Genomic DNA, 10,937 nt, shown 5'->3' on the forward strand with positions numbered 1-10,937 from the left:
GGCATCACCACTGCATCGGCCTGCCCTGATTGCTTATGAATATAAGAAATCGCGCAATCTAACACGCCGAATGGCTTCAAACGGGAAAGAGGAATCCCAGGCAAGCCCCGTGTGCGACAGCCTGCCGCTGGCGACTGATAACTTACCTACCGCAGGCCATCTGCCAAGCTGTCGCATGGACTCCACCACCCTCGCCCGGCTTCAGGTCGGGAGCACCCCATCATCACTGCCACGGCAAACAATCCATGAAACGGCCTGTGCCAACACATCATTTGCTGGAGCCGTTTCAAGAAACGCCTCTCTGGGCCGATGCAAGCTGTTCAAATCAAGGTTAGACAGCAGGCCAGGTAAGCACGCGTGATGGCTCAGAAGGCGTGGCAGCCAGTTGGTGAACGACTTGACCTGAAAACACCTGCGTGCGCAGTTCTTCCATCAGCTTCGGCACACCCCCAAAAGGCGCCACCACATCAATCAGCCAGACCTCACTGCCGCTCTTCCAGTCATTGAAGGAAAGCTGGTGCGGTACCTGACGGTAGCGTTGGCCCACCGCATCCGACATCTTTGCCCAGGATACATAGGCCAGCGGCGCATCACCTCGCATGTAGAGCTTGGCCTGTTCCAGCATCAGCGCAGGAACGACTCGCCACTCCAGCTCCGGGGTTGAGTGTCACCGTGTGAGCACTGGTGTCGTTGACAAAGGCGCTGGAAGCCGGTCGAGGAGGCGCAGCATCGCTCGGCAGCCCATCGGCGCCCACTCCTGCACCAGACGGACTACGCACTTGCTCCATTTCTCCGGTGGCGCGGTTGAGCGCCCAGGCCGAGCCGCCCTGCGTATCTGCCACCGCCACCAACTTGCCATCTTCGTACACATGCTCGGCCACCACCTCGCCAGTGCGACGGTCCACCGTTTGAACGATACGTGTGACGCTGCCCGAGCCGTTGGTGATCTCCACGGTATTGGTCGCTACCGTCGAGCTGGTGGTCATCTGCCATAACTGCGTGGCGTTGGGCGCGATCGGGTTGGCCGTGCCCCAGGGCTGGCCGTCCGGCCCCAGGCTGTTGGCGTAGTCGGCTTCGCTGCGGTTGAACATCTCCCGCAACTCAGTCCGATGCTGTTCGGCCACCTGGGCGTTGTGCTGCTCCACCTGCGGGCCATAACCGGCCGCCTCCAGGTAATTCCCCGTCAACTCCGCCACCTTGGCGCCGCTGACCACTTCTATATAGCGATTGGGCAGCGTCGGGTTGTCGTTGATGGCAAACCATGTGTATTTACCTCCTACGTTAACCAGGGCGTACTGATCTCCGGAGGCCGTGGTAACTGTCGACTGCAGGTTCAAATCACTAGGCAAAATCTCTGGTGGGCCGATTTTGTCGGGAGTCGCTCCTCCGGTCAGGACGGCGGCAATGTCGCCTGCAGTATCCCCTCCCAAGACAGATCCAACCATCGCGCCAATAATCGCAAATCCACCAGAAACGTAAGGCCCCAGAAAAACCGATGCACCGCCCAGAATCTGGGCACCTGCATAAGCACCGCCAGCCCCACCTGCAACAGTAGCGCCCGCCACGGCAGCTTCTGCACCATCGCCTTGCACCACATGCTGTCCAACGCTGTAGATGTCATCAGCAACGCCGATGACTTTGGTGCCATAGATGATGTACCGGCCCGTAGTGGAAGGAATCTGTCCGCCCGCTTCCTCTGCTCCCGCCAACGCTCCTGACGCCAAGTCATTCAGCGGACTGGATGTTTCACTACGGGGACGAGGAGTGGCCATTACCCAAATAGCCGTGTTTGTCTCGAAGCTGCCTATGCTTGCCACCGTCAAGGCGGCGCCATCACCATAGACGAATACATTTCCTGTCTGGACAGTGGGATTCGGCATCTTGTTACCCACTGGAAAATTTAGGCATTCTTACGGATTTCTTGCTCATGGATGTTTTTTGGAATGTAGCCACTCAACCAGCCGTAGGAAATAGCTGACACCCCTCCAATCACACCGACTGGAGAAGCAACAAACAGAAGATTCCCCATGAAAGATCGACCCCAAATAGAATTCAAAATCCTGCACACCATTTTAGAATCGATATCCAACAATCCATAGCCCCACAAAGACAAAGCAAAAATAAAAATACCAAACAAAATCGGGAGAATCGTCTTATTCAAAGGTGCCGACCACACTGGATAGCCTCTCTTTCGCTCACTCCAAACAACAAGCGCAGACATCACAAACAAGAATGGGCTCAATCCCCATAACAATGAAAAATAAAATCTATTGATATCAGACTTGATACCCAATGACGTAACTCTATCAATTTGCGGAACAATGGAGGCCATGAAATCACTGAATTCCCGCGCCCAAGCATTGGCCGTGAGAATATCCGATGGAATGAACATCCCAATGAGCACCGTCAACACAAAGTAGATGATCAGCGCCATGCCTGTGGGCGTGCTGTACATCGCCTTGTAATCTTGTGCGGTCAATCGCTTCATTTCAAACCTCACATCGTCCAAGCAGAAGCTCCGGAGTCCACACAACTCGACGCTAGTGCCGTCAACTGCCCATCGGCGAACAAACTGCCCTGCCCCAGGCTGGCCACCATACCCGCCGTGACCTCCTGCACAGCGCCCGGCAGTTGCGCCTGCAAGGGCACGAACACGATCGGGTCCTTGCCCATCGGAATGCGCGGGCCATTGGCACTGGCATTGGCCCCCGTGGTTGCTTCGCGCTGGAGCACGCCACCGACCACCTGCCCGTACATCACAGCCAGCCACCTGAGCGCCAGTTGCCCATCACTGTCTTCGACGCTGAAGCCGCCCAGGCCGAAGTAGTAGCCCACCCGGGGCAGGCCGTTGACCGAGGCTGCCCCAACCGTGCCCGCCCATTCACCAAAGCTTTGGCCCGAACTTGCGCTGCCTCCCGGCCCATACCCGTTGATGAGCCCGCCATCGGTCATCGTGCCGTTGCCTCCGTCAGCGATCTCCGCAATGGGGATGCCAGGCGTGGGTACTTGGCCGATGTCGGGCAGTACACCCCACTGAGGGTTAGCAACCAGCGGATCGAGCGCCGAAGCCTGCAGTTGAGCATCAACCCCATCCACAAACGGCACCCAATCGTTACCCATCATCGATTGAGTAACTTCGGCGGCTTGTTCACTGCTCCAAAGGGCTTGCACCTGGGGATCGTCGAAGGCACCGAGCAGGGCAATTTCGGCCAGCCTTTCGGGATCGACCAACACAGCGACAAATTCGCCCCCCAGCGGGTCAATGCCTTCGATCACTTCCCCAAGAAGATAGAGTTCCCGAGGGCTTTGGCCCTTGGGGTAGACCATGCGGCACATCTGCGCTGCCGGATCCGCCACATCCAGCGCCTTGCCCACACTTTCGCTCCAAAACACGTCCGCATGACCGCCGACAGGGGCAGAAAGAATCTTCCCGGCCTTGTCGTTCACGAGCGCGCTGAGCGCAGACTGGCAGATGGCGTAGTTCTCCTCCGATGTGAACGGCCCTTGCAACAAAGCATCCTTGACGCCCGAGGCAAACCCCTGGATGCCGTCGATGGCTTGACCCAGCAGACCTCCAGCGGTGTCGTTCCACTCGACGCGGCCATCGGGGTAATACGTCTTGGGGCCGATGTCCACCTTGCTCAGCAAGAGCAGTTGCGCATCGTTCTGGGTCTTGAAACTGGTGAACTCGCCAGCCAAGCTATACATGTTGTCTCGGGTCGTCTCCAACTGGAACGCTCCAACGTCGACAGATTGGGGCTTTTGAGGCGCGTTTCCGCGTCTTGTGCCACCTTGATCAGCTGACTGCCGCTTTCGATGAAGCTGTTGTACGCCTGCGCCGCTTGGATTTGCGCAAGCTGCGCTTGGTCAAGCTGGGGTTGGAGGGAGTCGTCTTTAACAACGTATTTCGCAAGCTCAGTTACTCGATCCTGGGCCGATTTGTTTTCTGCTCGCAAAGTACTCAATTGACTTTGCCATTGAGCCTGGAGTTCAGGTAGATAGCTTGGTGCGCTTCCCATATTCACCCCCCTAAAATACTCTTTGTTAATTCAATACACTCATCAATACTAGGGTGCCACTGACGTAGCCGATCCAACTCTTGAGTCAAAATGGCCTGCTGCTCAGGAAAAAATTTGTCCTTGTACACGTCGATGGACAAACCAGGATCAAAGAAACTATTTTTAGCATCCTGATACTGCCAGCAATATATCAATTTACGATTAGCTCTGTCTTCAAGCCCGCGGCGCTCAAAATCCACCCACAACGATCCTGCACCATGCAAATAGCCTTTACGAATCGCATCAAAGATCATCTCCGATCCGCGCTTGACCTCTTTTGGATAGCCATCGGTGCCCGCAGTCAATCTCCCTCCCAATGCAATCAAGCACTGCGGATGTCTCAGTTGAGCACCTTTCTCCATCCATTCCCGGGCTTTCTTCTTCTGCGGGGTCCAATCCACCGCCCAGATGGGCAGTTGAAAGGCAATGCCTCCGTAGAGGCACATGGCCCCCGCATCGCCTTGCTCGGCCAGTTCTTCCAGCCGCTTGAAGATGGGCAGCGGGTTGTGTGAAGGCGCCGGCTCACCCGGCTCCAGAACTTGCAGCGTCAGATAGGCCAGCTCGTAGCCTTCGCTCGCCATTTCCAGCCAGCGCTGTCTGCGCTTTTCCAGCGAACCCGGCTCTTGGTAACGACGGCTCTGGGTGTTCCACATCCATAACTCGCTGAAGAGCTCTCGCTCAAGCTCTGCGCGGCGCTGAGTGCTCAGACTCTTTGCCTTGCCTACATCGAACTGGGGAATGGGGTTCTGATGTCGCAACGGTATGGACCACCAAATGGTCAGCAACTGCCAGTTCGCAGAAGCAAGGAATACCGCGAGCAGCAAGGCAATACCCGTGATCTTCCACTTCCTATGCTTGTGAAGGCGTTTTTGAGCCGTCATGCGGCTTGTCTCCACGGGTATTCATTCGCGCTTGGAGCGAAACCGTCACGGGTAGCGAGACGCTTAAGTTCCGCTTGCTCCCAGCACATGTCGCTGCTGTCGTACAGGCGCTGATGAGCCACTCCGGCTTCGAGGTTGTCCAGCGCCATCAGCAAGTTGAGCACCGGCACCACCTGACCCACCGGCAGGTTCACGCCCATCTCGGCCAGTCCGCTGGCGATCATGCCGCTGGCCCAGTCCCCGCTCAACGCATCGACCAGTTGCACCCCTCCCGTCAAGGCCTGCAAGGCGTTGTCGTTTTCCAACCCGTTGACCAGGCCCAGCAGGCCGCTGAAGCTGGCACTGGCTCCACCGATATCTCCCGGCAGCCCTCCGGCGCTGGCCACATCCAGCCGGTTGTACAGGCTGGCCACTGCACTCAGCCGCTGCACGTCGTTGAGTTCGCTCCAGTTCTGCAGGCCCAGTACCGCGCTCATCAGGCTCAGCCCGCTCTCTAGCTGCTGCGCCTGCTCCAGCTCCTGGCGGCTCCAACGCTGGCCCAGGCTGTCGGTGATGCTCTCTTGTCCGTCCAGCCCGGTGAACACCCGGGTGTTCCCATAGCCTTCGCTGAGCGTACCCACCACTTCACCGTCTATGTTGGCCACCAGATAGCTGCCATCGGGTTGCCGGTACACGCTCAGGCCAGAGGCCTGCAGCCCTGAGCCCTGCAGGCCCCAGCCCTGATCCAGCGCCGCCATCTGTGCCTGGCTGAGCACACTCGACAAGCTCGGACCCGATGGTGTGGCCGCAGGGTCGCCAAGGGTTTGGGCGGTAGTCGCCGAGCCTGAAGTCGATGGCGCCTCAATACTGGGCACCCCCAGGTCAGGCATGGCAGGCTCGGTCACGGTGCCTATCGAAGACCCCCAAACCACCGCCTCCTGCAATGAAGACTGGCTGCCTGTCTGTTGCCCTTGCAAATGACCTTCGGCATCCAGATCAAACTGCTGCACGATGTAACTGCCGTCATCGTTCAGCACGCGGCTGTAGACCAGATAGCCCAGCCCATCCTCCTTGGGCACATGCATGTTGTATTCGCCGTTGGCTTCGTTGTAGGCCACGTGCGTACCGTTGTCGTAGTGCAATAGGGTGGAGCCATCGGGCAGGTTTTCCACCAAATACACCCCTTCGGGCAGCGGCTGAGGCACAGCAGGAATCACCGGCTTGCCGAATGGCGGCGTGGCACCGTGGTTGACCACGTCTTGGACCGAGGGATCGAGTCGGCCAGCACCTTCATACACCCGATCGCCTTCATTGACCGACCAGATTCGGTTCCCGTAATTGTCCAGCGACGAATCGTGCACATGCATCTCGTCCCAATTGGGCTGGAGATCCTCGGAAGCATCTGATATGCCCAGACCGCTGGCCTGCTGGAACTTCAAACCCAAGCCTATTGTTACCGCCTGAATGCCTTGCTCATTGAACGACCCACCAATGTTCGCATGCGCACCGGGCACCCCCACGATATTGGCATCCAGCCCCAGTTGCATGGCCGGCATGATGTAGCGGCCTTCATCCATCGCCACCACCAGGTTGTTCTGGACGTTGGTTGGCCAATTCGTATTGAGCGCCCCGTTGGTCATGTCCACCGGGTCGTAGAGCAGCAGGGTGTCAATGGGCACCTGCCCGGGTGAATACAAGCCCGGGATGCCTTGTTCGTTCAGGTAGTTGGCGAAGGCCACCGCTTCGGCCGCACCCCGACTGAACCCCGTGAGGTTCAAAGAAATCGTGGCATCCGGGTTGGCTTGCAGGGTCGCCGTTACTTGACGGGTCAACCGATCATATGCATCAACCAGAATTCCGTTGGCCACCGCCCCCGCATGGCCCGGCAGCGAATCCCAATTGCTGGCTGGCACATTGGGCTGGGTTGCGCCGGGCTCACCTTGGGGAGCGCCTACGCCGGGGAGGTAGATGGAGTTATTCCTCCCATAAGTGTTCGCAAATTGTTCAGATAATTGAAACACATTGGTCGGACTTTCTCCCGCTGCAGGGAACCAGCCATTGTTCTGCGTGCCATCGAAATGAACACTGATGACCGTGGCACCCTCAGACACCACGGGCTGCACGCTCTGCAAAGGCGGATTGCCATGCAGGTCTTGCAGCACCTGCAACTGCTGCGCATCCACTGGCCGATAGGGTGTGGTGCCGGTGGCACCCGTATAGCCCTGCTCAACCAGCGATGGGGCGATGTAGCCATTTGATGCCATGTCATTGCTCCCTGTTTATGTTCCTCCCGACTTCCCGCTTCTGATCGAAATCAATTCCGGAGGTGGGCTGACCAGGAATTTCGGTGACGAGGTGCTCCTCTTCCTCAAACTGCCAAAATCCCCGATTACCACTGGCATAACTTCGTTTATCGGGCGGCGTATGATTCAATGTAATTACCCACTTAATACGCACAAAATTATCTTTGACCTCATATGCCAACGAGGGATTGTAATCCCCCATTTCCGCCTTCGGCCTGCTCTCTCTTTGCCACTGAAGCTTGATGTCGTGATTCTTGAAATACTCCTTCATGATCGGCCGTACATCAATGCTCTCCAAGATGAACTGGCGACCATCCTTGAGCTCCCAACGAATAGAGAATGGGAAATACCATTGCACCATGCTGACCGTGCCCAATGCATAACCAGGCTTGAAATCGGCCCAGCTTCTTTCATCAGGATAAATTCCGTAAGCCGATTGAACCCTTTTCAAATTCTCGAAATTCTCTTTGCTTTGAGCGATTCCAAAACTGTAGTAAGGTGAACCCCCAGGAAAATAGTCTCTTTCTTGAAATGCCTTTCCAGAAGCACATGCCGTCAACAGCAACGGCAAGAGCAGGGCACAAAAAAGACGTTGAGTTGTTTTCGCCAAGCTGAGCAACCGTTCTCTCATCGTAGGAAACCAGCCATTGTTCTGGGTGCCATCGAAATGCACGCTGATGACCGTGGCACCCGAAGACACCACAGGCTGCACGCTCTGCAAGGGCGGATTGCCATGCAGGTCCTGCAGTGTCTGCAACTGCTTCTGCACATTCCCATGCGAATGACGTACGCTGACGAAAGCAACTTGTCCAAGCGAACAACACTTGGTGCGATCGTTCTGCCTTGGTTCTGCTTGGGTAGGCATGTGTTTTCTCCCTGCGCCGATCCTCACACCACTTGACGTTTCAGACCAGCCTCTCCAAAAGAATGAAAAGTATCCAAATACTCCGGCTGCCTATCGTCGAACACCCTGTCAGGGCTGACAGGCCCAGCAAGGGCGTTTTGTGACTTTCCACACGAAGCCTTTGACTCCTTGCCGTTTTGCCTGCGTGGGCACGAACACGATCGGATCTTTGCCCTGAGGAATGCGCGGCCCTTGCGTGCTCGCGCTCAGGTTCTGGATAAAGAATTCTTGGATCGTCCCAAACAAGGAGCGCCTGCACATCCCCCATTTGGTAGAGGTGTCGCCCCTATCGCCTCAAAGCGTGATTTCGTCCGCGCATGCAGGGTCACTCTTGACCCTGAGCTTTGCGCACCAAAACCTTGACGCTTGGCGCAACTCAGGTCGGCGACCTACTTCGACCGGTGGCAGCGCTTCTCGGCCTCTATCTGCTGCCGCAGTGTTTTGCGCTCTTTGTCCGACAGCGTAACGCTGCTGGCCGAGGTTTCCAGGTTGCGGATCTGGTGCCAGGGCATGCAGTTTCGGGCATGGCCCTGGGTCGTTCGGCGGTAATGCGCATTGCTCTGGGCGGCCTGGAGCGCCGTCTTGCGACGTTCCTGCTCCCGTTGCGGGCCGGCGGCTTGCTGGGCCTGGGCCTGCCGCGCCTCAGCGGCCCGCAGGCTCTCGGGCGAGGGACGGCCGTCGCAGGTGAAATCCTGGAAGACCACGGTGCCGTCGGCTTGCGCACAACGGTGGACCTGGGCCCAGGTTGCCGTGCCTCCCAGCAAAGCGACCACGGTGATGAAGATTCTGGTTTTCATGGCCCATTCTGGCCCGCCAGAAAACACCGCGGTGGAGAGCCCTGCCGATCGTGCGCAGCCACCCGAGCAGCCTCCAGAACCTGTGCGGCCCGCGCAACGTCCAGCAACGTCACCAACTCCGCAGACAACACCCGCGCCGCAAACTTCTGCGCGTCGGGCTCATCGGCGTTACCCATCGCGTCGCTCGCCACCGCCCCGTCGTGCAACAACAAGGCCAACCGGTAAGCGCGCTCAAGACATTCGGCGAGTTCGATAGCCGGCGTGGAAACGCCCGGGCTCGCCGGCTTCAACGCCACCACAGATTGATCGCCCCAAGCAACACGAAGCTGAGAAACACGCCCCGCTGAAAGGCCCTACCGTTCAACCGCGCGCGCAGACGGGCGCCGCACCAAAGCCCCGTCCATGCCGCGAACAGCGCCCAGACACTGGGCCATTGCCAGGCACCGGCAGCGGCCAGGCCGTGCAGGCGCCAAGCCAGCGCCAGCGTGGCCACCGTGAAAGACATGCCCAGCGCCTGCACAAGCGCCTCCTTGTCCAGCTTGAGCGCCTGCAGATAGGGCACCAGGGGCATCACAAACACCCCGGTCCAGGCCGTCACGGCACCGGTCAGCGCCCCGGCGGCCATGCCCCAAAACCAGGGGCGGCGCGACAGGTCAGGCAGTGCCGGCCGCACCAGCCCCCAGAGCCCGTAGGCCAGCAACACCCCGCCCAGAATCCCACGCCCCGACGCCCCGGTGGCGGGCAACGGCGGCGTCACCACCGCGGCCGCCACCAGCAGCAGCCCCATCGGCCACAGCAGACGCAACAGCCGATGTGCATCGCGGCCCCGGCATTGCGCCAGATTGGTGACCAGCGATGGCCATACCAACAACGCAGCGGCCTGCCCAAGCGGCATCCACAGCCCCAGCAGGCTGATGGCCACAGTGGGCAGCCCCATGCCCGTCACCCCTTTGACACTGCCGGCCAACCCAAAGACCGCGCCGATGGCGATGAACTCCCAGGTAATCATGCCGACATGGTCGGTTGCGACGGCCGGGTTGTGAATCACAAAGACCTGCGCATATCCTTCGGCTTTCCCGAAGGAACGAGATGCCCACCCCCATGCGACCGGTCGACTTCCGCCTGGACCCGTTTGATCTGCGCCTGTTCGTCGCCGTGATCGACACCGGCACCATCACCGCCGCCGCCCAGACCCTGGGCCTTTCGCTGGCGGCCGCGAGCACCCGGCTCAAGGGCCTGGAAGCGCGTGTGGGCACGCCCTTGCTGGTGCGCACCAAGTCGGGCGCAGCGCTCACCGACGCGGGCCTGGCACTGACCGAGCATGCGCACCGCATCCTCTCGGGCATGGCCGCTTTGCATGCCGACATGAGCCGCTTTGCGGACGGCCTGCGCGGCACCCTCAAGCTGTACGGCAACACCTCGGCCGTCACGCAGGTGCTGCCGCCCCTGCTGGGCGATTTCCTGACGCGGCACCGCGCGATCGACCTGGACCTGCAGGACATGCCCAGCGAAGCGGTGCTGGAGGCGCTGCGCCGCGGCGCCTGCGATGTGGGCATCGTCGCCAGCCATGTCGACACCCAGGGCCTGCCCAGCCATCGCTGGGTCGACGACGATCTGGTCGCCCTGCTTCCCGGGCGCCAGCGTTCTGCCAAAGCCTTGTCGCTTCACCAGTTGTTGGAGCGGCCCTGGGTCGGCCTGCCCGAAGACAGTGGCTTGAGCCGTTTTCTCGCCCAGCAGGCGCGGCGCGGTGGCCGGTTGCCACACTACCGCGTGCGGGTCGGCTCCCTGGAGGCCGTGGTCGAACTGGTCGCGGCCGGCGCCGGTGTGGCCATCCTGCCGCAACGGGCGGTGCTGCGCAGCCCCCACACCGCCACACACCTGCGCGTGCAACCCCTGCAGGACGCCTGGGCACGCCGCCATCTGTGTGTGTGCACGACGCCGGCGTCGGCGGAACGACCGGCCGTGAGCGCGCTGGTGAACGCGCTGCGCCAGGCCCGCTGAAACGCTCCCCGGTT

Annotated in this window: 11 protein-coding genes; 1 reads left to right on the plus strand and 10 read right to left on the minus strand. The window is 59.5% G+C overall.

Annotation, left to right across the window (positions count from 1 at the left end; translation table 11 throughout):
* Positions 1-331 precede the first annotated feature (331 nt).
* The 10 genes from L0977_RS21035 to L0977_RS21080 all read right to left on the minus strand — a co-directional run bounded on the left by L0977_RS21035 (position 332) and on the right by L0977_RS21080 (position 9,931).
* Positions 332-625 (minus strand): toxin-activating lysine-acyltransferase, encoded by a 294-nt coding sequence (locus L0977_RS21035; RefSeq protein WP_234266820.1) that lies wholly within the window; start codon positions 623-625, stop codon positions 332-334.
* Positions 591-1,880 (minus strand): hypothetical protein, encoded by a 1,290-nt coding sequence (locus L0977_RS21040; protein ID WP_234266821.1) that lies wholly within the window; start codon positions 1,878-1,880, stop codon positions 591-593. The genes L0977_RS21035 and L0977_RS21040 overlap by 35 nt, the downstream gene beginning before the upstream one ends.
* 20 nt (positions 1,881-1,900) lie before the next feature.
* Complete coding sequence (locus tag L0977_RS21045) at positions 1,901-2,488, minus strand: hypothetical protein (protein ID WP_234266822.1); 588 nt, start codon at positions 2,486-2,488, stop codon at positions 1,901-1,903.
* An 8-nt stretch (positions 2,489-2,496) separates the two neighbouring features.
* Positions 2,497-3,708 carry a hypothetical protein gene (locus tag L0977_RS21050; RefSeq protein WP_234266823.1) on the minus strand — a complete coding sequence of 404 codons (1,212 nt, stop codon included), beginning with the start codon at positions 3,706-3,708 and terminating at the stop codon, positions 2,497-2,499.
* A 313-nt stretch (positions 3,709-4,021) separates the two neighbouring features.
* Positions 4,022-4,939, minus strand: a complete 918-nt coding sequence (locus tag L0977_RS21055) for a hypothetical protein (RefSeq protein WP_234266824.1) — start codon at positions 4,937-4,939, stop codon at positions 4,022-4,024.
* The gene (locus L0977_RS21060) at positions 4,936-7,182 is read right to left on the minus strand and encodes a phospholipase effector Tle1 domain-containing protein (RefSeq protein WP_234266825.1); all 2,247 of its coding nucleotides are present in this window, start codon (positions 7,180-7,182) and stop codon (positions 4,936-4,938) included. Before L0977_RS21060 ends, L0977_RS21055 begins: the two co-directional genes overlap by 4 nt.
* 1 nt (position 7,183) lies before the next feature.
* On the minus strand, positions 7,184-8,086 hold the full coding sequence (locus tag L0977_RS21065) for a hypothetical protein (protein ID WP_234266826.1): 903 nt from the start codon (positions 8,084-8,086) through the stop codon (positions 7,184-7,186).
* 428 nt (positions 8,087-8,514) lie between these two features.
* Positions 8,515-8,922 (minus strand): hypothetical protein, encoded by a 408-nt coding sequence (locus L0977_RS21070; protein ID WP_234266827.1) that lies wholly within the window; start codon positions 8,920-8,922, stop codon positions 8,515-8,517.
* Positions 8,919-9,218: a hypothetical protein gene (locus tag L0977_RS21075; RefSeq protein WP_234266828.1), complete on the minus strand. Its 300-nt coding sequence runs from the start codon at positions 9,216-9,218 to the stop codon at positions 8,919-8,921. Before L0977_RS21075 ends, L0977_RS21070 begins: the two co-directional genes overlap by 4 nt.
* Complete coding sequence (locus L0977_RS21080) at positions 9,209-9,931, minus strand: sulfite exporter TauE/SafE family protein (RefSeq protein WP_234266830.1); 723 nt, start codon at positions 9,929-9,931, stop codon at positions 9,209-9,211. The genes L0977_RS21075 and L0977_RS21080 overlap by 10 nt, the downstream gene beginning before the upstream one ends.
* A gap of 80 nt (positions 9,932-10,011) precedes the next feature.
* On the opposite strand from L0977_RS21080, the gene L0977_RS21085 reads away from it, so the two are divergent.
* Positions 10,012-10,923 (plus strand): LysR family transcriptional regulator, encoded by a 912-nt coding sequence (locus L0977_RS21085; RefSeq protein ID WP_234266831.1) that lies wholly within the window; start codon positions 10,012-10,014, stop codon positions 10,921-10,923.
* The last annotated feature ends 14 nt before the right edge of the window (positions 10,924-10,937 follow it).

This window comes from Hydrogenophaga sp. NFH-34, from assembly GCF_021401345.1.
Lineage (GTDB): Bacteria > Pseudomonadota > Gammaproteobacteria > Burkholderiales > Burkholderiaceae_C > Hydrogenophaga > Hydrogenophaga electricum.

Bases quoted from the DNA above. Each gene is read 5' to 3' on its own strand.
- L0977_RS21035 (WP_234266820.1), bottom strand. From the start codon at position 625: ATGCTGGAACAGGCCAAGCTCTACATGCGAGGTGATGCGCCGCTGGCC.
- L0977_RS21040 (WP_234266821.1), bottom strand. From the start codon at position 1,880: ATGCCGAATCCCACTGTCCAGACAGGAAATGTATTCGTCTATGGTGAT.
- L0977_RS21045 (WP_234266822.1), bottom strand. From the start codon at position 2,488: ATGAAGCGATTGACCGCACAAGATTACAAGGCGATGTACAGCACGCCC.
- L0977_RS21050 (WP_234266823.1), bottom strand. From the start codon at position 3,708: ATGTATAGCTTGGCTGGCGAGTTCACCAGTTTCAAGACCCAGAACGAT.
- L0977_RS21055 (WP_234266824.1), bottom strand. From the start codon at position 4,939: ATGACGGCTCAAAAACGCCTTCACAAGCATAGGAAGTGGAAGATCACG.
- L0977_RS21060 (WP_234266825.1), bottom strand. From the start codon at position 7,182: ATGGCATCAAATGGCTACATCGCCCCATCGCTGGTTGAGCAGGGCTAT.
- L0977_RS21065 (WP_234266826.1), bottom strand. From the start codon at position 8,086: ATGCCTACCCAAGCAGAACCAAGGCAGAACGATCGCACCAAGTGTTGT.
- L0977_RS21070 (WP_234266827.1), bottom strand. From the start codon at position 8,922: ATGAAAACCAGAATCTTCATCACCGTGGTCGCTTTGCTGGGAGGCACG.
- L0977_RS21080 (WP_234266830.1), bottom strand. From the start codon at position 9,931: ATGATTACCTGGGAGTTCATCGCCATCGGCGCGGTCTTTGGGTTGGCC.
- L0977_RS21085 (WP_234266831.1), top strand. From the start codon at position 10,012: ATGCCCACCCCCATGCGACCGGTCGACTTCCGCCTGGACCCGTTTGAT.